The organism is Pseudenhygromyxa sp. WMMC2535, assembly GCF_011083025.2.
On record NZ_JABJWV010000001.1, the window covers coordinates 413,816 to 440,475 of the forward strand.

The window sequence follows — 26,660 nt, forward strand, 5'->3', positions numbered from 1 at the left end:
TCGACGAAAATCCCTGCGCCAGGAGCCGCGCTGGGTTCCACCACGGGCTCCTAGGAGCCCCCCTGCCTGGAGAGGCGCCGCGTGAGCGAGCCGTGGCCCAGGCCCGCGGAGCAGGGTGCGAGGGGCGCCGCGTTCAGCCCCGAGCGACCTTCGCCTGACCCGAGCAGTCTTCGCCGAGCCGCTCGACATCAACCGCTCGGCGCTCGACATCACCCAGGTCTCGACCCATCGGTCGCCACGGGCTTGCGCAGCCAGGCGCAGATCGTGACCGGTCTGTGCGCGCCTTCGATCCCGCTTTTCGAACACCCGAACCCAAGTGCCAACTCGGGTATGACTTTAGTGTTCTCGCTTTCAACGATGCAAATACATTAATCATCGACACCACGATCACGGAAAAAATCGATCGGGTTGGGGCATTTGTCATCACTTTCTCTGCAAAAGACCCGTGTAATCTGGCATCGAATGGCGTTTGCGTGAGGTTTGAGTGCTCGGCGCAGGAGCACCGCCCAACGGCCTGAAGACAACACCAGAGGCTCACGAAGTAAGAGCGATGACGCGCTATTCGGAATGCTCGACAGTGCACTCGAAGGGGTGATTTTCTGACCAGGCTCCCGCCCCTTTCAATCGGCACCGTGTAGCAAGCGCCAGCTTCAGCGCAGCTCTTCGCGCGCCCGGGTTCGGCTATCCTGGCCTTTCCCGAGGCCGCCCCCCCCGCGCGCCGCGGGCTACGGGATGAGCGACGTGAGCGAGCAAAAGAGCGAGCACAAGCTGCGCGCCTATTTGGAGCGAGCGACCTCGGCTCTCCGCCAGACCAAGCAGCGGCTGCACGAGATCGAGCAGCGTCAGCACGAGCCCATCGCGATCGTCGGCATGTCCTGCCGACTGCCCGGCGAGGTCGAGAGCCCCGAGCAGCTGTGGGCCCTGCTCGACGCTGGCGACGACGCGATCACGCCCCTGCCCGAGACCCGCGGCTGGGCCTCCGAAGCGCTCTACCACCCCGACCCCGATCACGTCGGCACCACCTACACCCGCGGCGGGGGCTTCATCCAACACCCCGCCGAGTTCGACGCGAGCTTCTTCGAGATCAGCCCACGCGAGGCCGCGAGCATCGATCCTCAGCAACGCATCTTGCTCGAGCTCAGCTGGGAGGCCCTCGAGCACGGCGGCATCGTCCCGAGCGCGCTCAACAAGACCAAGGCCGGGGTGTTCGTCGGCATCTGCTACGACGACTACAACAACCTGCTGCCGCCGGCCGAGATCGCCGAGGACGGCTACGGCACCCTCGGCAACCTCTACAGCGTGGCCTCGGGGCGGATCGCCTACGCGCTCGGGTTACAGGGCCCCGCGCTGACCATCGACACGGCCTGCAGCTCCTCGCTGGTGACCGTGCACCTCGCCTGCCAGGCCCTGCGCCGCGGCGAGTGTGCGCTCGCCCTGGCCGGGGGCGCGACGGCCTTCTCGACCCCCGAGCCGATCCTCTCGTTCTCGCGGCTGCGGACCTTGTCCCCCGACGGGCGCTGCAAGTCCTTCTCCGACGAGGCCGACGGCGCCGGCTGGTCCGAGGGCGCCGGCGTGCTCGTGCTCGAGCGCCTCAGCGACGCCCGCGCCAAGGGCCACCGCGTGCTCGCGCTGATCACCGGCTCGGCGGTCAACCAAGACGGGCGCAGCCAGGGCTTGACCGCGCCCAACGGCCCCTCGCAGCGCCAGGTCATCCGCGACGCCCTCGCCGACGCCCAGCTCGCGCCCGCGGACATCGACGTGGTCGAGGCCCACGGCACCGGGACCAAGCTCGGCGACCCCATCGAGGCTCGGGCGCTGCTCGCCACCTATGGCGTCGAGCGACCCAGCGAGCGCCCGCTGTGGCTGGGCTCGATCAAGTCGAACATCGGCCACACCCAGGCCGCCGCCGGCGTCGCTGGGGTGATCAAGATGGTGCTCGCCCTCGAGCATCAGCGCCTGCCCAAGACCCTGCACGCGGAGCGGCCCTCCTCGCAGGTCGAGTGGACCCCCGGCGTCCGCCTGCTCCAGAACGCCCGGGCGTGGCCCCGCGGCGAGGCGCCGCGCCGCGCCGCGGTCTCGGCCTTTGGCATCTCGGGGACCAACGCCCACCTGATCCTCGAGGAGGCGCTGCCAGCCCCCGAATCACAGCCCGAGGCGCCGGCCCCCGAGGCGCCGGCCCCCGAAGCACCCCCCGCGCCCCTGCCCTTCGTGCTCAGCGCGCGCACCGACGAGGCCCTGCGCGACCTCGCCACGCGGCTGCACGAGGCCCTCTCCCAGCGCCCCGAGCTGCGCCCCGTCGACCTCACCCACACCCTGGCCACGCGCCGCGCCCAGCTCGAGCGCCGCGCCCCCTTCGTGGTCCACGACCGCGAGCAGCTGCTCGAGCGCCTCGCCGACCCCACGCGCCTCGAGAGCGTCGCGGCCAGCGACCAGCCCCGGATCGCGCTGCTCTTCACCGGCCAGGGCGCCCAACGCCTGGGCATGGGCCGCGCCCTGAGCGAGCGCTACCCGGCCTTCGCCAGCGCCTTCGCGGCGACCTGCGCCGCCTTCGACGGCCTGCTCGAGCTGCCCTTGGCCAAGGTCGTGCTCGCCGAGCCCGGCTCCGCGCTCGCCGGGCACCTCGACCAGACCCTCTACACCCAGCCGGCGCTGTTCGCCTTCGAGGTCGCGCTCCACCACCTGCTCGCGTCCTGGGGCCTCGAGCCCGACCTCCTCCTCGGCCACTCGATCGGGGAGCTCGTCGCCGCCCACGTCGCTGGCGTGTTCTCGCTCGCGGACGCGGCGACCCTGGTCGCCGCCCGCGGCCGGCTGATGCAGGCCCTGCCCCGGGGCGGCGCCATGGCCTCGCTCCAGGTCTCCGAGGGCGAGCTCCGGGCCGTGCTCGCAAACTACCCCGGGCTCGACGTCGCGGGGCTCAACGGCCCCATGTCCACGGTCGTGTCCGGGGACGAAGACGAGCTCACCCAGCTCCAGGCGCACTTCGAGTCCCTCGGCCGCAAGACCCGGCGGCTGACCGTCAGCCACGCCTTCCACTCGCGGCGCATGGAGCCGATGCTCGAGGACTTTCGCCGGGTCGTCGCGGGCCTCGAGCGCAAGCCGCCGCGGGTGGCGATCGTCTCCAACCTCAGCGGCAAGCTCGCGACCGCCGAGCAGCTGACCTCCGTCGACTACTGGGTCCGGCTGGTCCGCGCCCCGGTCCACTTCCTCGACGGCGTGCGCACCCTCGAGGCCCAGGGCATCACGCTGGGCGTGGAGCTCGGCCCGCGCCCGCAGCTCACGGCCATGGCCGCGGGCTGCCTCGGCGAGGGCTCGGCGCTGCTGCTGGTCCCCGCGCTGCGCAGCGATCGCCCCGAGCCCGAGTCCCTCGCCCTGGCCGCGGCCACGATCCACGCCCGCGGCGCTCAGCTCGACTGGTCGGCCCTGCTCGCGCCCCAGCGCCCGCGCTTCGTCGAGCTCCCCACCTACCCCTTCCAGCACCGGCGCTTTTGGGTCGACGCTCGCCACGCGGGCAGGCTGCGCGCGGGCAAGGACCTCGCGGCCGCCGGCCTCGACGCCAGCGAGCACCCCCTGCTCGGGGCCGCCATCGAGCTCCCCGACGGCGGGCTGATGCTCAGCGCCCGCCTCGAGCTCTCGCGCGCGCCGTGGCTTGGGGATCACCAGGTCTTCGAGCACGCGCTCTTCCCCGGAGCGGGCTTCCTCGACCTCGCCCTGGCCGCCGCCGCCCACCTCGGCGAGCTCGACCTCGACGAGCTCGCCCTCGACGCCCCGCTGATCCTCCGCGAGGGCCAGGGCCGCAGCCTCCAGCTGACCCTCGAGGCCCCCGACGCCAGCGGCCGCCGCGAGCTCGCCCTGCACTCGCGCAGCTCGGCGGGGTGGATCCGCCACGCCCACGGCGCGCTCGTCCCCAGCGAAGACGCGGACTCCGGGGCCCAGGCCGCCGCGGCGATCTGGCCGCCGCCGGAGGCCACGGTCATCGCCCTGGGCGGGCTCTACGAGCGCCTCGCGAGCCTCGGCCTCGACTACGGCCCGAGCTTTCGCGCGCTGCGTCGAGCCTGGCGCCACGGCGAGCAGCTCTTCGCCGAGGTCGCCCTCGACGAGGATCGGTCGGTCGAGGGCTTCGCCCTGCACCCGGCGCTGCTCGACGCCGCCTTGCACCTGCTCGCCTTCGAGGCCGCCGAGGCCAGCGACGCCGGCGAGGGCGCCCGGCTCTCGCTGCCCTTCGTGTGGTCCCACGCCAGGCTGTTCGCGACCGGGGCCGCGGCCCTGCGCGTGCGCATCAGCCCGCGCGAGGGCGGCTTCGATCTCGACCTCTCCGACGCCGGCGGGCAGCTGTGCGCGACGGCCCACCTGCAGATGCGTCCGGCCTCGCCCGCGGATCTGCGCCACGCCTTGCCGCGCAGCACCTCGCTGTACCGCCTGCGCTGGCTGCCGCTGCTCGGCGTGGGTGGCCGGCCCCAGGCGAAGGCCACGGCCGCGCCCTCGCGGGTCCTCGTCCTGTGCAGCGCGCAGGCCCGCGCGAGCGGGCGCCCCGACCACGCGCCCCTGCCCGACTTCGTGCTCGGCGGCGCCGCCTTGCCCTGCTTCGACGAGCTCGACGCGCTGCTGGCCAGCGAGCGCCCCCCCGCCCACCTGCTGATCACCGCCTTCGACGACGCTCACGGCTCGGCCCTCGACGCCAGCGCGGCCGCCCTCGACGCGCTCCAGCGCGTGCTCGCCGATGAGCGCCTGAGCGAGGCCCGGGTCAGCCTGCTCACCCACCGCGCGCTCCCCCTCGCGCGGCCCAGGGCCGAGGGCGACGACGAGAGCGCCCTCGATCTCGTCCACGCCCCGCTGTGGGGGCTGATGCGCGCGGCCCAGCGCGAGTTCCCCGAGCGCGCGCTGACGATCATCGACGTCGACGAGCTCGAGGGGCCGGGCGCCGACGAGGCCCTGGCCCGCGCCCTCGAGAGCGGCGAGCCGCAGCTCGCCATCCGCGCCAACGCCCTGCTCTGCCCCCGCCTCGGCCCCGCCGGCGACCCCGATCTGCGCCTGCCTCCCCACGAGGCCCACGCCTGGCGCCTGCACACCTCGGCCCGCGGGACGATCGAGAACCTCGCGCTGATCGACGCGCGCGAGGACCTGGCCGCGCCCCTGCGCCCCGGCCAGATCCGCGTGCGCGTGCGCGCGGCCGGCCTCAATTTCCGCGACGTGCTCAACGCCCTGGGCATGTACCCCGGCGACCCCGGCCCGCTCGGCTGCGAGGGCGCCGGCGTGGTCGAGGCCGTCGCCGACGACGTCACCGACCTGCCCGTGGGCGCCGCGGTGTTCGGCCTGCTGCGCGCGAGCTTCGCCACCCACGCGGTCATCGATCGCCGCATGGTCGCGCCGATCCCCACGGGCTGGTCCTTCACCCAGGCCGCCTCGGTCCCCCTGGTCTTCCTCACGGCCTACTACGCCTTCGTCGACCTCGCGGCCCTGCAGCCCGGCGAGCGCGTGTTGATCCACGCGGCGAGCGGCGGCGTGGGCATGGCCGCGACCCAGCTCGCCCGCCACCTCGGCGCCGAGGTCTTCGGCACCGGCAGCGCGCCCAAGTGGCCCACCCTGCGCGCGCTCGACTTCGACGACCGGCACATCGCCAACTCGCGCACCCTCGACTTCGAGCGTGACTTCCTCGCGGCCACGGCCGGCGAGGGCGTCGACGTGGTCCTCGACGCCCTCGCCCACGACTTCGTCGACGCCTCCTTGCGCCTGCTGCCCCGCGGCGGGCGCTTCTTGGAGATGGGCAAGACCGACGTCCGCGACCCCGAGCAGGTCGCCGCGGCCCACCCCGGCGTGCGCTATCAGGCCTTCGATCTCAGCGACGCCGGCCCCGAGCGCACCCAGGCCATGCTGCTCGCGCTGCTCGAGCTGTTCGAGTCCGGCGCCCTCGAGCCGCTCCCGACCAAGACCTGGGATCTCCGCCGCGCCCCCGAGGCCTTCCGCTTCGTCAGCCAGGCCAGGCACATCGGCAAGATCGTCCTCGAGCTCCCGCGCGCCCTCGAGCCCGCGGGCACCGTGCTGATCACCGGGGGCACCGGCGGGCTCGGGGCGCTGACGGCCAGGCACCTCGCCGAGCGCTTCGGCGCGCGCCACCTGCTGCTGGCCTCGCGCCGCGGCGCCCAGGCCCCGGGGGCCGCCGCGCTGCGGGCCGAGCTCGAGGCCGCCGGCGCCTCGGTCGAGTTCGTCGCCTGTGATCTCAGCGCGCGCGAGGCCGTGGCCGCGCTGCTCGCCAGCGTCCCCGCCGAGCGCCCGCTGACCGCGATCATCCACGCCGCCGGCGTGCTCGACGACGGCCTGCTCCCCGACCTCGACCGCCAGCGCCTGGCCGCCGTGTTCGCCCCCAAGGTCGACGCCATCACCCACCTCGACGCGCTCAGCCGCGCGCTGCCCCTCGCCCACTTCGTCGCCTTCTCGTCGATCACCGGCACCCTCGGCGCCGCGGCCCAGGCCAACTACGCGGCCGCCAACGCCTTCGTCGACGCGCTTTGTGCCCAACGCCGCGCCCTCGGCCTGCCGGCGCTCAGCCTGGCCTGGGGACCGTGGGCGACCTCCGGCATGGCCGATCGGCTCTCGACCCTCGACAAGGCCCGGCTCGAGCGCCGCGGCTTCGTGCCCCTGCGCGCCGAGGAGGCCCTGGCGCTCCTCGACGCGGCCCTGCGCTACCCCGACCCCACGCTCGCGCCGATCCGCCTCGACCTGCGCGCCCTCGCCCGGCGCGGTGACGCGCTGCCCTCGGTCTACCGCGGCCTCGTCCGCGCCGTGCCCAGGCGCGCCAAGGCGACCAAGGACATCGGCGCCCAGGGCCTCGCGGCTCGCCTCGCCGGCGCCTCCGAGCAGGAGCGGACCCGCGTCATCCTCGAGATCGTCCAGCGCGAGGCCGCCTTGGTGCTCGGCCTCGCCAGCCCCGGCGCCGTCCCCCGCGACCGCGCCTTGCAGTCCTTTGGCCTCGACTCGCTGATGGCCGTCGAGCTGCGCAACCGGCTGCAGAGCGCCGTCGAGCTGCGCCTGCCTGCGACCTTGCTCTTCGACCACCCCTCGCCGGTGGCGCTCGCCCACTACCTGCGCGAGCGCCTGCTGCCGGCGATCGAGGCCCCGGCCCTCTCCCTCGTCCCCCCGCACCTGCCCCAATTCGAAGCTGGTGTCGAAGCTGGCGTCGAGCTCGACGACGACGCCGTCGCGATCGTGTCCATGGCCTGTCGCCTCCCCGGCCACGTCGAGTCACCCGAGCAGCTGTGGCAGCTCCTCGTCGACGAGGTCGACGCCATCTCCCCCTTTCCCGCCGAGCGCGGCTGGGACGCGGACGCCCGCTTCGATCCCGCCGCCGACCGACCCGGCACCCTCGCGACCCGCGGCGGCGGCTTCATCGATCACCACGACCGCTTCGACCCCGCCTTCTTCGGCATCAGCCCGCGCGAGGCCATCGCCCTCGATCCCCAGCAGCGCCTCCTCCTCGAGCTCGCCTGGGAGTCCCTCGAGCGCGCCCGCATCGACCCCGCCTCGCTCCGCGACTCCCTGTCCGGCGTGTTCGTCGGCGTCTGCTACGACGACTATCGCCGCCTGCTCCCGGATCCCGAGCACGCCGAGGACGGCTACCCAACCCTCGGCAACATCGACTCCGTCGCCTCCGGCCGCATCGCCTACGCCCTCGGCCTCCAGGGCCCCGCGATCACCGTCGACACCGCCTGCTCCACCTCCCTGGTCACCTTGCACCTGGCCGCCCGCGCCCTCCAGCGCCGCGAGTGCGACCTCGCCCTCGCCGGCGGCGCCACGGTCTTCGCCACCCTCGACCCCTACCTCACCTTCTCCCGCCTCAAGACCCTGGCCCCCGACGGCCGCTGCAAGCCCTTCTCAGACCAGGCCGACGGCGCCGGCTGGTCCGAGGGCGCCGGCCTGCTCGTGCTCGAGCGCCTGTCCGACGCCACCGCCAAGGGCCACCGCGTGCTCGCGATCGTCCGCGGCTCGGCCATCAACCAAGACGGGCGCAGCCAGGGCCTGACCGCCCCCAACGGGCCCGCCCAGCAGCGCGTGATCAAAGCCGCGCTCGCCGACGCCAGGCTCGAGCCCGCCGACGTCGACCTCGTCGAGGCCCACGGCACCGGCACCCCCCTCGGAGATCCCATCGAGGCCCAGGCCCTCCAGGCCACCTACGGCCGCGCCCACGGCGACGACGCCCCGCTGTGGCTGGGCTCGCTCAAGTCGAACATCGGCCACGCCCAGGCGGCCGCCGGCGTCGCCGGCGTGATCAAGGCCGTGCTGGCCCTCGAGCACGGCACGCTCCCGCGCAGCCTCCACGCCGAGCAGCCCTCCGCGCACATCGAGTGGCGCGGCGGCGGCGTGGCGCTGCTCGATCACGTCCGCCCCTGGCCGCAGCTCGCTCGACCGCGCCGCGCGGCCGTGTCCTCCTTTGGCATCTCGGGCACCAACGCCCACGTGATCCTCGAGCAGGCCCCGGCCCTGCACGAGCCACAGTCACAGTCACAGTCACAGTCACAGTCCCCCGGGGCCTTCGCGCTTTGCCTCTCGGCCCACGACGACGCTGGCCTGCGCGAGCAGGCCACCCAGCTGCGCGCGCACCTCGACGCCAACCCCGAGCTGCGTCCCCTCGACCTCGCGCGCTCCCTGGTCGAGACCCGCGCCCAGCTCGGCCAGCGCGCCGTGGTCGTCGCCGACAGCCTCGCCAGCGCCTCGACCAGCCTCGCCGCCCTCGCCGAGGGCACCCCCGCCCCGGGCTACGTCAGCGCCTCGGCCCGGCTCTTTGGCAAGCTGGTGTTCGTCTTCCCCGGCCAGGGCAGCCAGTGGCCGGCCATGGCCCGGGACCTGCTCGCGCACGCCCCCGTGTTCCGCGAGTCCATCGAGGCCTGCGCCCGCGCCCTCGCCCCGCACACCGACTGGTCTTTGCTCGAGGTCCTGCGCGAGGCCCCGGAGGCGCCGAGCCTCGAGCGCGTCGACGTCGTCCAGCCCGTGCTCTTCGCCATGATGGTCAGCCTCGCCGCGCTGTGGCGCAGCTTGGGGGTCGAGCCCGACGCGGTCGTCGGTCACTCGCAAGGAGAGATCGCCGCGGCCTGTGTCGCCGGCGCGCTGAGCCTCGAGGACGCGGCCAAGGTCGTCGCCCTGCGCAGCCGCGTGATCGCCGAGCTCGCGGGCAGCGGGGCCATGGCGGCGGTCTCCCTCGACGCCGCGGCCCTGGCCGAGCGCGCCGCCGCGTGGGGGGATCGCCTGGCCGTCGCCGTCGACAACGGGCCGGCCGCCTCGGTCGCCGCCGGCGACCCCGAGGCCATCGCCGAGCTCGTCGCCGCCCTCGAGCGCGAGGGGATCTTCGCCCGCCAGGTCAAGGTCGACTACGCCTCTCACTGCGCGCACATCGAGCCGTTGCGCGCGCCCTTGCTCGAGGCCCTGGCCGACCTGCGCCCGCGGGCCGCGAGCGTCCCGATGCTGTCCACCGTCGACGCCACGCTCGTCGACGGCGCCACGCTCGACGCCGCGTACTGGTATCGCAACCTTCGCCAGCGCGTGCGCTTCGCCGAGGCGACCGCGGCTCTGCTCGAGGACGGCCACACATTCTTCGTGGAGCTCAGCCCGCACCCGGTCATGCCGGTGGCCCTCGCCGGGCTGTTCGCGGCCTCCGGCGCGGCGGCGCTCAGCGTGCCCAGCCTGCGCCGCGGCGAGGGCAGCCTCGCCCGCGCGCTCACCTCATTGGCCGAGCTCCACGTCCACGGCCGCGAGCTCGACTGGCGCGCGCTGTGGGCCGACGAGCAGCCGGCGCTCGTCGACCTGCCCACCTACCCCTTCTCGCGCCAGCGCTTTTGGCCCGCGGCCAGCGATCAGCCAAGCGATCAGGGCGGACAGCTCCGCCTCGCCGCGAGCGGGCGGCCGCTGCTGGGCGCGAGCTTGCGCCTGTCGAGCCCGCAGCTGCCCCGGCTGTGGGAGGGCGCGCTCTCCCTCGCGCGCGCCCCCTGGCTCGCGGATCACCGCGTCGCGCAGGCCTGCCTGTTCCCGGGCGCGGGCTTCGTGGAGGTCCTCCTCGCCGCGGCCAGCGAGCTCGCCGAGGGCGGCGAGGACGTCGCCCTCGAGCAGCTCGAGCTCAGCCGCGCCCTGGTCCTGCGCGAGGGCGAGGACGCGCAGATCCAGACCACCGCCAGCGCGACCGGGCCAGGGCGCTGGCAGCTGCGGATCTGCCAGGCTGTCGCCGACGACTGGCAGCTCCTCGCCCAGGCCACGGCGCGCCTGCTCGCCCCGGACGACGCCAGCGCGCGCGAACGGGCCGCCGCCGACCCCCGCCTCGCCCAGCTCGAGCGCGACGGCCACGATCCCGCCGGGCTCTACGCTCGCCTGCACGCCATCGGCCTCGAGTACGGCCCCGCCTTCCAGGGCATCGATCGCCTGCGCGTCGAGGACGGCCGCGCCCTCGCCCGGCTCCGGCTGCCCGCGTCCGCTGGGGCGGCCGCGCCCTACCTGGCTCACCCCGCGCTCCTCGACGCCTGCCTTCAGGTCGCCGCGGCCGCGCTCCTCGATCCTCGCCGCGCGGACAGGCCGGGGACCTTCGTGCCCACGGCCATGGCCAGCGTGCGCAGCTGGGCCGCGCTCCCGGCCGGGCCGCTGTGGTGCGAGGCTCGCCTCGCCACGACCGAGGCTGGCTCGGGGGAGCTGCCGACCAGCGACTTGCGGATCTGGAGCGAGGCCGGCGAGCTCCTCGTCGAGATCGCAGGCCTCACCGTCGCCCCCCTGTCCGCGACCCAGGCCGGCGCGGAGCAGGCAGCAGACCTCAGCCCGCGCCTCGCCGACGGCCTGCTCGGGATCCGCTGGATCCCCGCCGCGCTCTCCACTTTTGCCCCGAGCACCACCGAGGAGCCTGGCCGTTGGCTGATCCTCGGCGGCGAAGCGCGGCGCGCCCAGACCCTGGCCGCGGCCATGCGTGCCCTCGGTGCCCAGGTCGAGCTCGACGCTGGCCTGGACGCTGGCGTGCGCGCTGACCTCGACGCGCTGCGTGGCGTCATCGATCTGCGCGGGCCCAGCCATGCGGCCAGCGCAGAGCCCGAGCGCCTCGCTACCGGTGGCCGCGCGCTGTGGGCCCCCGCCCTGCGGCTGATCCAGGCCGTGAGCGACGAGACCCGCCGAGATCCGCCGCGCCTGGTCGTGGTCAGCGAGCGCGCCGTGGCCCTGCGCCCTGGCGATCCCCTGCGCCCCGAGCAGGCGCTGCTGTGGGGCCTGGGCGGGAGCGTGCGCGCCGAGCATCCGCGCCTGCGTCCCCTGCGGGTCGACCTCGCCCAGGGCTCCACCGCCGAGCTCGAGGCCCTGGCCCGCGCCGCCCTGAGCGACAGCCCCGAGTCCGAGCTCGCCCTGCGCGGTGACCAGGCGTGGGTGCCGAGGCTCCAGCGCGAGGCCCTGCCCCCGCCGGCCACGCGCCGAGTCGTCCACGGCGGGCCGCCCTACCGCCTCGAGCGCAGCCCCGCGGACGAGGGCGGCGCGCTCCGCTTCGTCCGCGCGGCCGCCCACGGCGACGACCCGACCGAGGTCGTGATCGCGGTCGAGCTCGCCGGCCTGAGCCGAGACGATCCAGGGCTCGCGCCCGCGGGCGCCGAGCCGCGCGGCCTGGGCCTCGAGTGTGTCGGCCGCGTCGAAGCCAGCGACTCGAGCGAGCCCGGCGACTCGAGCACACAGCCCAGCCGGCTCGCCCCCGGCCAGCGGGTCCTCGCCCTCGCCGAGGGCAGCTTGGGCTCGCACGTCCGCGCCCCCGCCCTCGCCTGCGCGCCCATCCCCGAGGACATCGACAGCGCCCGCGCGGCCACCCTCCCCGCCCACCTGCGCGCCTGCTACATCGTCGAGCAGCTCGCCCGCCTGCGCCCGGGTGAGCGCGTGCTCGTCTACCCTTGCTTCGACGCCGTCGACCTCGCGCTGATCGACGCGGCCACGCGCGCTGGCGCCGAGGTGTTCGCGGCCCTGCCCGCCGACACCGACGACACCACGGCCACCTGGCTGCGCGAGCGCGGCCTCGACCAGGCACGGATCGCGGATCCCCGCGCCCCCGACTTCTCCGCCAAGCTCGCGGCCTGGGCTCGCCCCGCCACCGCCGGCGTCGACCTGCTCGTCGGCGCCGAGCTCGACGGCCCCCGGCTGGGCGAGGCCCTGGCCCAGCTGCGCCCCGGCGGGCGCCTCGTCGAGCTCGGCGCGCCCCCGAGCGCGAGCAGCCGGGACGGCGAAGACAACCCCGCCCTGCGCCCCGCCCTGCGCTCGGCCATCGCCGCGGGGGTCGGCTACGTGCGCTTCGAGCTCGCTGGGCTGCTCCGCGATCCGGCGCGGGTGGCCGCGCTGCTCGACGCGACCATGGCTCGGCTGCGCGCCGGCGAGCTCGCCGAGCTGCCCCTGCACACCCAGCCGCTCGCCTCCGCCCGCGCGGCCATCGCGGCGCTCACCCAACCAACCAACGCCAGCGCCAACGCCAACGCCAGCACCAAGCTGGCGCTGCGCGTCGAGCAGGCGCCGCTGCCGATCTCCACGCCCCTCGCCAGCGACCGCGCGCTGATCCAGCCGGGGCGCAGCTACCTGATCACCGGCGGCCTCGGCGGCCTCGGCCTCACCCTCGCGCGCTGGATGGCCGAGCGCGGCGCGAGCTACCTGGTGCTCCTCGGTCGCCGGGGGGTCACGAGCGCGGACCAGCGCGAGGCCATCGTTGCCATGGAGGCCGCCGGCGCCCAGGTCCGCGCGCTCGCCTGCGACGTCGCCGATCAGCCCGCGCTCGCGGCCGCCCTGGCCGAGATCCCCGAGACCCTGCCCCTCGGCGGGGTCGTCCACGCCGCCGGGGTCCTCGACGACGGCCTGCTCCGCGACCTCGACGAGGACCGCTTCGCCCGCGTCCTGCGGCCCAAGGTCGTCGGCGCCTGGAACCTCCACCAGCTCACCGCCGCACGCGAGCTCGACTTCTTCGTGCTCTACGGCTCCGCGGCCGCGCTGCTCGGCTCCCCCGGCCAGGGCAACTACGCAGCCGCCAACGCCTTCTTGGACGCCCTCGCCGGCCACCGCCGCGCGCTCGGCCTGCCCGCGCTCTCGCTGGCCTGGGGGCCCGTCGCCGCCCTCGGCCTGGCCGCCGCCGACGACAGGCGAGGCGCCCGCCTGGCCGGCCGCGGCCTCGAGCCCCTCCAGCCCGAGGAAACCCTGAGCGCCTTCGCGACCTTCGCCCGCAGCGATCGCAGCCTCGCCGCGCCCTGCCCCTTCGACGCCCACGAGTGGACCGACTACTACCTCGAGGCCGCGTCGTGGCCGTTCTTGGCGGAGCTCCTCGCCCAGCCGCGGGCGCGCTCGGCCAGCGCCGACGCCGGGGCCGAGCTCGCCGCGCGCCTGCGGGCGGCGACCCCCGCCGAGGCCGAGGAGCTGCTCGTGCTCCACGTGCTCGAGCTGACCGGCCAGGTCCTGCGCATGGACCCCGCGAGCATCGACGCCGACGCGCCCTTCGCCAGCCTCGGCGTCGACAGTCTCATGGGCATCGAGCTGCGCAACCGCGTCGAGGCGACCACCGGCCAGGCCCTGCCCTCGACGGCGATCTGGACCTACCCCACGGCTGCGACCATGGCCCGGCACCTCGCCGAGCGGCTCGCAGACACGGACCAAGCCGCGGGCACGGCAGACCAGCCCTCCTCCTCCTCCTCCTCCTCCTCCTCCTCCTCCTCCTCCGCAGACCAAGACGCTCCTCTCGAGGACCTCGACGCGCTCTCGAAGGACGACGTCGCGGCGCTCCTCGCCGACGAGCTCTCGGATCTAGAGGACATGCTCGGTGAGTGAGGCGGATAAAGACAAGCAGACCCTCGCCCGCGCCGCCTTGGCCCTCCGCCGCGCCAAGGCCCGCATCGCCGAGCTCGAGGCCCAGCTCGCCGCGGCCGGCGAGCCCGAGACGAACAGCGCGGCCAGCGAGGCGATCGCCGTCGTCGGCCTCGCCTGCCGCTTCCCCGGCGCCGACACGCCCGAGGCCTTCTGGCGGGTGCTCGACGGCCGCGAGGACCGGATCCGCGAGATCCCCGACAGCCGAGCCCTGCGCAGCTGGCCCGAGGACGTCCCGCGCTGGGCGGGGCTCCTCGACCAGGCGTGGATCGAGGGCTTCGACCCCGCCTTCTTCGGCATCAGCCCGCGCGAGGCCACGAGCCTCGACCCCCAGCAGCGCCTGACCCTCGAGGTCGCCTGGGAGGCCCTCGAGCGCGCCGGCATCGTGCCCGCGACCCTCGTGGGCTCGGCGACCGCCGTGTTCATGGGCCAGAGCACCGCCGACTACGGCCGGCGGGTGATCGGCGAGCCGGCGCGCGAGCGCGACGCCTACGCGCTCACCGGCAACATGGCCAGCGCCACCGCCGGCCGGCTCAGCTACGTGCTCGGCCTCCACGGCCCGGCGATCACCCTGGACACGGCCTGCTCGAGCTCGCTGGTCACCGTGCACCTCGCCTGCGCCAGCTTGCGCCGGGGCGAGTCGAGCCTCGCCCTCGCCGGCGGCGTCAACGTGATCGCCTCGGAGGAGTCCTCGACCGCGCTCACCCCGAGCAAGGCCCTGTCCCCCGGCGGGCGCTGCAAGACCTTCGACATCTCCGCCGACGGCTTCGTGCGCGGCGAGGGCTGCGGCGTGCTCGTGCTCGAGCGCCTGTCCGATGCCCGCGCCAAGGGTCACCCGATCCTCGCCATCGTCCGCGGCAGCGCCGTCAACCAGGACGGGCGCTCCACCGGCCTGACCGCGCCCAACGTGCTCTCGCAGCAGGCCCTGCTCCGCGACGCCCTGGCCGACGCCGCGCTCCGGCCCGAGGACATCGCCTATCTCGAGTGCCACGGCACGGGCACGGCCCTGGGCGACCCCATCGAGGTCGAGGCGATCCGCGGCGTGTTCGCCAGCCAGGGCGAGGGCCAGCGCCCGCCCCTTTGGCTCGGCGCCGTGAAGACAAACATCGGCCACCTCGAGGCCGCGGCCGGCGTCGCCGGGCTGACCAAGGTGATCCTCGCCATGCAGCACCAGCGGCTGCCGGCGAACCTGCACCTGCGGACCCCAAACCCGCGGCTGCCCCTGGCCGGCACGCCGCTGCGCCCGCTGACCCGCGCCGAGCCGTGGCCGCGCGCCGCAGCCGGCCCGCGGCGAGCGGGCGTGTCGGCCTTCAGCCTGTCGGGGACCAACGCCCACGTGATCCTCGAGGAGCCCCCGCCAGCGCCGAGCGCCGACGCGACCGTGAACCCCACGCGGGAGCCCTCTCCCGCTGACGCTGAAGCAGCCCCGACCCCGGCCCTCCCCCTGGTGTTGTCGGCGCGCAGCGAGGCCGCCCTCGCCGGCCAAGCCCGCCGCCTCGCCGACGCCCTGTCCGCGCCAAGTGATCAGGCCAATCAGGCCGATCAGGCCAATCAGGCCGTCATCGATCTCGCCTTCTCCCTCGCAACCACGCGCTCGGCCTTCTCCCACCGCGCCTTCGTCGTCGCCCGGGATCGCGGCCAGGCCCGCGAGCGCCTGCTCGCCCTCGCCGACAACCTCGACGCAGGGCTGAGCTCCGCGAGCACCCTCGCCCGCCCCCGCGCCAAGCTCGGCCTGCTCTTCACCGGCCAGGGCGCCCAGCGACACGCCATGGGCCGCGCGCTCGCGGCCCACAGCCCGATCTTCGCCGCCGCCCTCGACGAGGCCTGCCAGGCCTTCGCCCCCCACCTCGACCTCGACCTGCGCGCGCTGATCTTCGCCGACCCCGAGCACCCTGGCGCCGCCAAGCTCCACCAGACCGCCTACGCCCAGCCCGCCCTCTTCGCCATCGAGCGCGCGCTCCATCGGCTGTTCGCGTCCCTCGGCCTGACCCCTGCCATCCTCCTCGGCCACTCTCTGGGCGAGCTCGTCGCCGCCCACGTCGCCGGCGTGTTCTCCCTCGAGGACGCCGCGCAGCTCGTCGCCGCCCGCGGCCGGCTGATGCAGGCCCTGCCCCGAGGCGGCGCCATGGCCTTCATCCAGGCCAGCGAGGCGGAGCTGCGCCCGATCCTCGCCGAGCACCCCGGGGTCGACGTCGCCGGCATCAACGGGCCCGCGGCGCTGGTGATCTCCGGCGACGAGGGCCCGGTGCGCAACATCGCCGAGCGCTTCGTGGCCAGGGCCCGCAAGGTCCGACACCTCGAGGTCAGCCACGCCTTTCACTCGCGGCACATGGATCCGATGCTCGCCGACTTTCGCCGGGTCGTCGCCTCGGTCGAGCGTCGGCCCGCGACGATCCCGATCGTCTCCAACCTCAGCGGCCAGCTCGCGAGCAGCGAGCAGCTGCGCAGCGTCGACTACTGGGTCGAGCTCGTCCGCGCCCCCGTCCGCTTCTTCAGCGGCGTGCGCACCCTGGCCGAGCACGCCACCGTGGTCGTCGAGCTCGGGCCGCACCCGGCGCTGATCCCCATGGCCACCGGGGCCCTCGCCCAACCCGAGCCCGAGCCCGAGCCCAAGCCCGAGACGACACCAGCTCCGCCTCCGCCGACCCTCATCCCCAGCCTGCGCCGCGCTCGCTCGGAGCCCGAGACCATCGCCGAGGCCATCGGTCGGCTCCACGCCCACGGCCTGCGCCTCGACTGGGACGCCCTGTTTGCGCCCCACTCGGCCAAAGCCACCGCCATCGCGCTGCCCACCTACGCCTTCTCGCGCCAGCGCTACTGGCTCGACGCCCGCGCCGGCGCGGCGCGAGGCCACCTCGCCCTCGGCGAGGTCGGGCTCCAGCGCTGCGCCCACCCGCTGCTCGGCGCCGCCCTCGAGCGCCCCGACGGCGGCCTGCTGTTCACGGCCCACCTCGATCTCGCCAGCGCGCCCTGGCTGGCGGATCACCGCGTCTTCGAGCGCGTGGTCTTGCCCGGCGCGGCGCTCCTCGACCTCGCCGCCTTCGCGGCCGCGCAGCTCGAGGCGCGCGCGGGCGCCCCCCTGATGATCGAGACCCTCGATCTCGAGCGGCCCCTCGTCCTCGGCCAACGCGGCTGCAATCTCGAGCTCGGCGTCGCGGCCCCGGACGCCGCGGGCCGCCGCGCCCTGAGCCTGCACGCCCGCGGCCAGGACGGCTGGGTCCGCTTCGCCGCCGGCACCCTCGCGCCGATGCGGGCCGCGGGCGACGAGCCAAGGCCGCGCCCCGAGCTTGCCCAGTGGCCACCCAGCGACGCCACGCCCCTCGCCCTCGACGACCTCTACGCCCGCCTCGCCGCCCGCGGCCTCGGCTATGGCCCGAGCTTCCGCGGCCTCGCTCGCGCGTGGCAGCGCGGCGATCAGCGCTACGCCGAGGCCGTCCTCCCCGAGGGCCTCGACGCCGGCGGCTTCGGCCTCCACCCCGCCCTGCTCGACGCAGTCCTGCACAGCTTGCTGCTCGGCGAGGGCGATCAGCTGCGCGTCGAGCTGCCCTTCGCGTGGTCGGACGCGCGCCTGCACCGAGCCGGCGCCAGCCACCTGCGCGCGCGCCTGAGCCCCACAAAGGACGGCGGCTTCGACCTGCGCCTCGCCAACGGCGAAGGTGAAGCGCTGGGCGCCGCTCGCCTGCGCACGCGCCCCGCCACCCCCGAGGCGCTGCGCTTCGGCCTCGACCCCACTGACCCCACCGACTCGGACAGGCCGCCCCTCTACCTGCTCCGCTGGCGCCCCCTCGCGCCCCCCGAGCGCGCGCGCAGGCCCGACGCGATCTGGCAGCTCGGCACCCCCGAAGGCGCCAGCCCCGAGCCGCTCCCGGGCATGGAAGACGTCCCCACCCACGCCTCGCTCGCGGCCGCCCTCGAGGCCGCGGGCCCGCGCGGGCTGCTGCTCGTCAGCGCCCTTGGCCGTGTCCGCGTCGATGACCCTCTGCGCGCCACCGAAGAAGGCCTCGCCGCGCTCCAGGACCCCGCCGCCACGCGCCTCACCTTCCTCACCCGCCGGGCCGTCGCCGCGGACACGGCCGCGGCCAGCGAGGGCGTCGACGACCTCGCCCACGCGCCGCTTTGGGGGCTGGTCCGCGCCGCCCAGGCCGAGGCCCCAGCGCGCCATCTCCAGCTCGTCGACGTCGACACCGACGCGCCCGATCCCGCCCTGCTCGAGCGCGCCCTGGCCAGCGACGACGGCCAGCTCGCGGTCCGCGGGGGCGACCTGCTCGCGCCTCGCCTCGTGCCGGCCGACCCCGCTCCGGCCGACCCCGCTCCGGCCGACCCCGCTCCGGCCGCCGCAGGGAGCACGAGCACGAAGACCGCCCAGCCCCTCGACCCGCGCGGCACCGTGCTGATCACCGGCGCCACCGGTGGCCTCGGGGCGCTCGTCGCCCGCCACCTCGTCGAGCACTGCGGCGTCCGCCACCTGCTGCTCAGCTCGCGGCGCGGCCCCGAGGCGCCGGGGGCCGCCGCGCTCCAGGCCACGCTCGAGGGCCTCGGCGCCCGCGTCGAACTGCTCGCCTGTGACCTGAGCTCCCGCGAGGCCGTGGCCGCGCTGCTCGACAGCGCCCCCGCCGAGCACCCCCTGAGCGCGATCATCCACGCCGCTGGCGCGCTCGACGACGGCCTGATCCCCGATCTCGATCCCCAGCGCCTGGCCGCCACCTTCGCCCCCAAGGTCGACGCCCTCGCCCACCTCGACGCCCTCTCGCGCGCGCGCCCGCTCAGCCACTTCGTCGCCTTCTCGTCCATCGCCGGCACCCTCGGCGCGGCCGCCCAGGCCAACTACGCGGCCGCCAACGCCTTCGTCGACGCGCTGTGTGCCCAGCGTCGCGCCCTCGATCTGCCCGCCACCAGCCTGGCCTGGGGACCCTGGGCCGAGGCGGGCATGGCCGCGCGCCTCGGCGACCAGGCCAAGGCCCGCCTCGCTCGCCAGGGCCTCGTGCCGCTGCGGCCCGAGGACGGCCTGGCCTGCCTCGACGCCGCCCTGCGCCGGCCCGAGGCGACCCTGGTCCCGGTCCGCTTCGATCTTCGCGCCCTCGCTTCGCGCGGCGACGCCCTCCAGCCTCTGCTCCGCGCGCTGGTCCCCGCCCCCGCGCCCATCCCCAGCGCGCCCGAGCCCTCGACCGGCGACAGCGCCCTCGCCTCGCTGCCCGCCCCCGAGCGCCGCCGCCAGCTCCTCGCCCGCGTCCGCCGCGAGGCCGCCGCGGTCCTCGGCGCCTCCGCGGAGCAGCTCGCCCCCGCGCGCCCGCTCCAGGACCTCGGCCTCGACTCGCTCATGGCCGTCGAGCTGCGCAACCAGCTTCAGCGCCTCGTCCCCGCGCGCCTGCCCGCGACCTTGCTCTTCGATCACCCCAGCGTCGAGGCCCTGGTCGACGCCCTGCTCGCGCGCATCGAGCCCGAGGCCCCGACGCCAGCAACCTCCCCCGCCCCGCCCGCGCGCGAGGCCCCCGGCGCCGCGCGAGAGCCCATCGCCCTGGTCGCCATGGCCTGCCGCTACCCCGGCGGCGCGCACGACCCCGAGGCGCTGTGGCAGCTGCTCCTCGACGGCCGCGACCTCAGCTCCGCCTTCCCCGAAGACCGCGGCTGGCCCGAGGACCTCTACGACCCCGACCCCGCCGCGCTCGGCAAGTCCCTGACCCGGCGCGGGGGCTTCGTCCACGACGCCGCCGACTTCGACCCCGCGCTCTTCGGCGTCAGCCCGCGCGAGGCCGCGGCCATCGATCCCCAGCAGCGCCTGCTCCTCGAGCTCGCCTGGGAGTCCCTCGAGCGCGCGCGCATCGCCCCGGACAGCCTGCGCGGCTCGGCCACCGGCGTGTTCGTGGGCATCATGTACGCCGACTACGCGGGGCGCTTCCCCGCCGACAGCGCGGCCCGCGAGGGTCACCTGGGCCTGGGCAGCGCGCCCTCCGTGGCCTCGGGGCGCATCGCCTACACCCTCGGCCTCGAGGGCCCGGCGCTGACCATCGACACCGCCTGCTCGAGCTCGCTGGTCAGCCTGCACCTGGCCGCGCGCGCCCTCCAGCGCCGCGAGTGCGACCTCGCCCTCGCCGGCGGCGCCACGGTCATGGCCACCCCGGCGCCCTTCATCGAGTTCAGCCGCCAGCGCGGCCTGGCCCCCGACGGGCGCTGCAAGCCCTTCTCGGAGCAGGCCGACGGCGTGGCCTGGGGCGAGGGCGCCGGCCTGCTCGTGCTCGAGCGCCTGTCCGACGCCCGCGCCAACGGCCACCCGGTCGTCGCGATCGTGCGCGGCTCGGCCATCAACCAAGACGGGCGCAGCCAGGGTCTGACCGCGCCCAAGGGCCCGGCGCAGCAGCGCGTGATCCAAGCCGCGCTGGCCGACGCCGCCCTCGAGCCCGGCGAGGTCGATCTCGTCGAGGCCCACGGCACCGGCACCGCCCTCGGCGACCCCATCGAGGCCCAGGCCCTCCAGGCCACCTACGGCCGGGCGCACAGCGACGACGCGCCGCTGTGGCTGGGCTCGATCAAGTCGAACATCGGCCACGCCCAGGCCGCCGCCGGGGTCGCGGGGATCATCAAGGCCGCGCTGGCCGTCGAGCACGGCCTGCTCCCGCGCAGCCTCCACGCCGAGACCCCCTCGAGCCAGATCGAGTGGCGTGGCGGGGGCGTGGCGCTGCTCGACCGCGCCCGCCCCTGGCCGCAGACCGCCCGGCCGCGCCGCGCCGCCGTGTCTTCCTTTGGCATCTCGGGCACCAACGCCCACGTGATCCTCGAGCAGGCACCGCCCGCGCCTGCCCGCGAGCGCGCCGCGGAGCCCGACAAAGACCCAGACAAAGACCCAGCGCCGCGCGTCCCCCTGGCCTTCGTGCTGTCCGCACGCAGCGACGCCGGCTTGCGCGAGCAGGCCGCTCGGCTGCGTGCCCGGCTCGCCGCCGACCCCGAGCTCCCCCTCGCCGACCTCGCCCACTCGCTGCTGACCACGCGGGCCCAGCTCGATCGCCGGGCGGTGATCGTCGCGAGCGCCCGCGAGCAGCTCCTCGCGCGCCTCGACGATCCCAGCGAGCTCGAGCCCCGCACGGCCCGCGGCGCGCCCGAGCTCGCCTTGCTCTTCACTGGCCAGGGCGCCCAGCGACACGCCATGGGCCGCGCGCTCGCGGGCCGCAGCCCGATCTTCGCCGCCGCCCTCGACGAGGCCTGCCAGGCCTTCGCCCCCCACCTCGACCTCGACCTGCGCGCGCTGATCTTCGCCGACCCCGAGCACCCTGGCGCCGCCAAGCTCCACCAGACCGCCTACGCCCAGCCCGCCCTCTTCGCCATCGAGCGCGCGCTCCATCGGCTGTTCGCGTCCCTGGGCCCGACCCCCGCCGCGCTCCTCGGCCACTCCCTGGGTGAGCTCGTCGCCGCCCACGTCGCCGGCGTGTTCTCGCTCGAGGACGCCGCCACCCTCGTCGCCGCCCGCGGCCGCCTGATGCAGGCCCTGCCCCCCGGCGGCGCGATGATCTCGATCCAGGCCAGCGAGGCCGAGCTGCGCCCGCTGCTCGCCGATCACCCCGGGGTCGACATCGCCGCTCTCAACGCGCCCATGTCCACGGTCATCTCCGGCGACGAGCAGCCCGCCCTGGCCATCGCGGCCCACTTCGAGGCCATCGGTCGCAAGCACCGCCGCCTCGCGGTCAGCCACGCCTTTCACTCCCAGCGCATGGATCCGATGCTCGCCGAGTTTCGCGAGCTCGTCGCCTCCGTCGAGCGCCGGGCCGCGACGATCCCGATCGTCTCCAGCCAAAGCGGCGCGCTCGCGACCGCGGCCCAGCTGCGCAGCGTCGACTACTGGGTCGAGCTCGTCCGCGCCCCCGTCCGCTTCTTCGCGGGCGTGCACACCCTCGCCGAGCTCGCCGACCTCGCCGTCGAGCTCGGCCCCCACCCGGCCCTCACGCCCGTGGCCCAAAGCTGCCAGCCCGCGCTGACGGTCATCCCCAGCCTGCGCCGCGGGCAAGACGAGGCCGAGTCCATCGTCGAGGCCCTCGGCCAGCTCCACGCCCACGGCCTCGCCCTCGACTGGGGCGAGGGCTTCGCAGGGGCATTTGGCCTCCCCGCGCCCGAGACCCTCGCGCTGCCCACCTACCCCTTTCAGCGCCGGCGCTACTGGCTCGATGTGCCCGCGCCCGCGAGCGCCCCACGGCCCGCCGCCGACCGGCGCCCGCCCGCCGACGGCCACCTCTTCATGGGTCGGCCCTACCGCATGTCCTTCCCCGAGGACGCGCTGTTTTGGGAGCGCGAGCTCGAGACGCGGCGGCTGCCCTGGCTCGCGGATCACCGGGTCGGCGCGGCGATCGTGTTCCCGGCCGCGGGCTACCTCGAGATGGCCGCCAACGCGGCCCGCGAGCGCAGGGGGGCCGACCCCTTCACGCTGCGCGACGTCAGCTTCGAGCGCCCCCTGATCCTGCCCGAGGCCGGCTCGGTCCGCGTCCAGGTCGCGCTCACCGGCGGCCGCAGCGAGGCGGGCGACGGCCACGGAGGTGAGCGCTTGCGCTTCGCCCAGGCGGTGGGAGAGCGCTGGCAGCTCCTGGCCGCCGCCACCCTCGCCCCGGCCTCCGGCGAGAGCGAGCGCGAGCGCACCGACACCCCCGCGCTCGCCGAGTTCGAGGCCCAGTGCACCGCGCCCGCCCAACCCGAGGCCCTGCTCGAACGCTTCGCCGCCCTCGGCCTCGGCTATGGCCCCGCCTTCCACGGCCTGCGCGCGCTGTGGACCAGCCCGGACGATGCCCGCGCCCTCGGCCGCGTCGAGCTCCCCGCAGACCTCGACCCCGCCGCCTTCTTCGCCCACCCGGCCATCGTCGACGTCTGCTTCCACGTCGGCCTCGTGCTCTTGCTCCCGGGGCGCGAGGCCGACCCCAGGCCGCTGGTCCCCGTGGGCATCGAGCGCGTCGTCTTTCACGGCCAGCCGCTGCCCCGGACGGTCTGGTGCGGCGTCACGCTCTCCCCCGCCCGCGCCAAGGGTGGGCTGCCGACGGGCAACCTGACCTGCTGGGACCCCAGCGGCCGCGTCCTCCTCCACCTCGCGGGCCTGCGCGTCGCCCCCTTCTCGCCGCCGCGGGCGAACGTCATCAGCCTCGACACCCCGCTGACGCTGCGCTGGGAGGCCCTCGCCCCGCCGCCGCCGGCCCGCCCCTCGAGCCAGCGCTGGCTGCTGTGCTGTGGCCCCGACGATCGGGCCCTCGCCGCCGCCATGCGCGAGCGCTTCGCGGACCGGGGCGCCGGCCTCGAGGTCGCCCACCTCGACCCCGGCGACCCCCAGGCCATCGCCGACGCCCTCGCCAGCGCCCTCTCCCCGGGCGACTCGGCGGAGCTCGCCGCGCCCCGGGGGGTCATCGCTAGCTGGGGCCTCGACGCGGCCCGCCTCGAGCCCCGAGACCCCCGCGCCTCCGCGAGCACGGACGCCTGGCGCGGCGCCCTCCACCTCGCCCAGGCCCTCGTCTCCCGCCCGGGCGAGCCCCCTCGCCTCACCCTGCTCACGCGCGCCGCCCAGGCCGTCACGCGCGACGACCTCTCCCGCCCCGAGCAGGCCCTCGCCTGGGGTCTGGGCGCGGCTCTCTCGGCCGAGCACCCCGCCCTCGACACGCTGCGCGTGGACCTGGGCGAGGCGGCGCGCGACGAGGCCCAGCTCGGGCGCCTCGTCGACCTCCTGCTCGCCGACACCCGCGAGGACCAGCTCGCCCTGCGCGACGCCGCGCTCTTCGCCGCCCGCGTCGAGACCCTGAGCTTGCCGAGCGCAGGCGCCTCCGCCCTCCCGCTGCGCCCAGACGCCAGCTACCTGATCACCGGCGGCCTGGGCGGCCTCGGACTCTCTTTGGCCAGCTGGATGTCCGAGGCCGGCGCGGGCCACCTGGTCCTGGTCAGCCGCCGCGGCAGCCCCGACGCGGCCGCCGAGCCGATCTTGGCGGCCATGCGCGAGCGCGGCACGGCGCTGACCCTGGCGGCGGCCGACGTCAGCGATCGCGACGCCCTCGCCGAGCTCCTCGCCGCCTTGCCCGACGCGCGCCCCCTGGCCGGGGTCGTCCACGCCGCCGGCGTGCTCGCCGACGCCCCCCTCACCCAGCTGCGCCCGGCCGACCTCCTGCGCGTGTTCTCCCCCAAGGTCGAGGGCGCCTGGAACCTCCACGCCCTGACCCGCGACCGCCCCCTCGACTTCTTCGTGCTCTACAGCTCCGTCGCCGCCTTGCTCGGCAACCCCGGGCAGACCAGCTACTGCGCCGCCAATGCCTTCCTCGACAGCCTCGCCCAGCTGCGCCGGCGCGACGGCCTGGCGGCCCTCTCCCTGGGCTGGGGCGCCTTCGCCGAGGTCGGCATGGCCGCCCAGCCTGCCCGCCTCGATCAGCTGCGCGCGCGCGGGCCGATCCCCCTGCGCCCCGGCGAGGGCGTCGAGCTCTTCGCCCGCGCCCTCGCCTCGGGCCACGCCTACCTCGCGCCCTGCCCCATGGATCTCCGGCGCTGGCGCGACGCGGCCCCCGAGATCACCCACAGGCCCTCGCTCGCGCCCCTGCTCGCCGGGCTCTCGAGCAGCAACCCTGATCCGGCTGAGCCGGCTGAGCCGGCCCCCGCGACCGCCGAGGACCTCGCGCTGCGCCGCAGCCTCACCGAGCTCGACGACCCCAGCGCCCGCGCGGCCGCCCTGCGCCCGGTGATCACCGCCGCCCTGACCCGGGTGCTGCGACACGGCGAGGCCGACGAGCCCCTCGACCTCGACCAGCCCTTCACGGCCCTGGGCGTCGACAGCCTGCTCGGCCTCGAGCTGCTCAACCGCCTCCACCGTCGCCTCGGCCGCGAGCTCCCGACCTCGCTGCTCTTCGAGCACCCCACCGTCGCGGCCCTCGCCCGCGCCCTCGCCCAGGCGCCCGGCTCCCCCACAGTCTCGACGGCCACGACAACCTCGACAGCCTCGACCTCGACCTCGCCCGAGCGCTGGCGAGCCGACCTCGAGCTGCTCCCCGACGAGCCCTTCGCCACCAGGGCCCCGGGCGCGCCTTTCGAGCACGTGCTGCTCACCGGCGCGACCGGCTTCCTCGGCGCCCACGTCCTCGCCAGGCTGCTCGAGTCGACCTCGGGGCCGAGCTTGCACCTGCTCGTCCGCGCGGCCAGCCCCGGCGACGCCGAGCGCCGCCTGCTCGCCGCCTTCGAGCGCTGGGGCCTCGCGCCCGAGCTCCTGCGCGCCAACCAAGACCGCGTCCGCCTCCACCTGGGCGACCTCGAGCACGAGCACCTCGGCCTCGGCGGCGCGCGCTTCGACGAGCTCGCCGCCTGCGTCGACCTGATCCTCGCCGTCGGCGCCCGCGTCGACTGGCTCCAACCCTACGCGGCCCTACGCCAGAGCAACGTGCTCGGCGCCCTCCGGGTCCTCGCCCTCGCCCGCCGCGGCCGACCCACGCGCCTGGCCTACGTGTCCTCGATCGGCGCCGCCACGGACCTCGACGCCGCCGGCGAGCTGACCGAGAGCGCCCGCGCCGACGCCCCGCTCACCACCCAGGGCTACTCCCTGTCCAAGTTCGTCGGCGAGCGCCTGGTCCTGCGCGCGGCCGCCCTGGGCCTCGACACCGTCGTCCTCCGCCCCGCCTTCATCTCGGCCGCGCGCCGCAGTCAGCGGCCCAACGACGCCCAGATCGAGTCGCGCTACCTCAGCGCCTGCGCGCGCCTGCGGGCCGTCCCCGCGCTCTCCCTCGGCCTCGACCTCACCCCCGTCGATCGCGTCGCCGAGATGGCCGTCGAGGCCGCCCTCGACCCCACCGTCGGCGTGGGGATCTTGCACACCGCCCAGCCCTGCGCCTACAGCCCCGAGCGCTTCGCCCAATTATTGGGAGAGTCCCCGAGCGAGTCGCCCGGCGGGCAGCCAGGCCGCTGCGAGCTGCTCTCCCCCGCGGCCTGGCGCGCGCGCCTCGACCAGCTCATCGACGCCGGCGCGGTCGAGCTCGCGCCTCTGCCTCGCTTCTTGTCGACCATCGCCGCCCTCCCGCCGCTGTCCACCGCCCGCGCGAGCCGGGCGCTGGCGACCTTCCCCAGCGCCGCCGAAGCCGACGAGACCCTGCGGATGATCGCCGCAGCTACAGCTTCGCGTTGGGGTTCTTCTTGATCACGTAGTCCGACGCGTCGACGATCGGGTACTCCTCGATGCCGCGCTTTTTGTAGTGTCGGATCGCGGCCTTGAAGCCGTCGCGCACGCTGGGCACGAATTCCACGGGGAACCTGTCACCCGCCATCCAGGTGACCGCCGTCATCACGCCACGCAACACCGGGGACGCGACCGTGACGATGCTGAAGGTCTCGCCCGCTTGAATCGGCGCGTCCTTCTTGGCGAGGTCGGCCAGGTACTTTCGGGTCGTCGGCGTGACCGGGTTGATGTCGTTGATGTCGTGGACCAGGACCACGGCCGGCACGCGACCGAGCATCTCGCGGTCGCGATACGCCCACCACTCGTCGAAGAGCTTGGGGCTCATCTCGCCCGCCCACCACAGGGGGACGATGGGGAAAAAGCTCATATCGGTCGACACGTAGCCCTTGCCAACCTGGATATGATGGACTCCCCGTTGCTCGGTCATGGCGTGGTGCGGGGCCAGTGAACCCGACCTCCCGTACCCGAGTTTTCCCGCATCCCGGGGTCGACCGCAAGGGCCAGCGTTCAGCCTGGGGAGCGCCCGCCCCAGGAGCGGACGATCGGCGCGAGTGCGCTCTTTGCCGTCGCTTCGAACGACTTCGAAGTCCCCTCTCGCGCTTTGAAAACCCACGCTTTCGAGCACCGACATCGCGTTACACCGCAGTTCGCGCTGCACGGGGCTCCAGCCCCG

At 75.5% G+C, this 26,660-nt stretch carries 3 protein-coding genes; 2 read left to right on the forward strand and 1 reads right to left on the reverse strand.

The features are described 5' to 3' along the window. The first annotated feature begins 741 nt into the window (after positions 1-741). Both G6O69_RS01555 and G6O69_RS01560 read left to right on the forward strand, forming a co-directional pair. Entirely contained in the window at positions 742-13,791 is a 13,050-nt protein-coding gene (locus tag G6O69_RS01555; protein WP_172301748.1) for a type I polyketide synthase, read from the forward strand. Continuing rightward, positions 13,784-25,948, forward strand: coding sequence for a type I polyketide synthase (locus tag G6O69_RS01560; RefSeq protein WP_172301749.1), 12,165 nt, complete (start codon positions 13,784-13,786; stop codon positions 25,946-25,948). The genes G6O69_RS01555 and G6O69_RS01560 overlap by 8 nt, the downstream gene beginning before the upstream one ends. On the opposite strand, the gene G6O69_RS01565 is transcribed toward G6O69_RS01560, so the two are convergent. Beyond that, complete coding sequence (locus tag G6O69_RS01565) at positions 25,920-26,414, reverse strand: hypothetical protein (RefSeq protein WP_176396563.1); 495 nt, start codon at positions 26,412-26,414, stop codon at positions 25,920-25,922. The genes G6O69_RS01560 and G6O69_RS01565 overlap by 29 nt on opposite strands. Between the last annotated feature and the right edge of the window lie 246 nt (positions 26,415-26,660).

Excerpts from the sequence above, each read along its gene's own strand:
- G6O69_RS01565 (WP_176396563.1), bottom strand. The coding sequence starts at position 26,414 with ATGACCGAGCAACGGGGAGTCCATCATATCCAGGTTGGCAAGGGCTAC.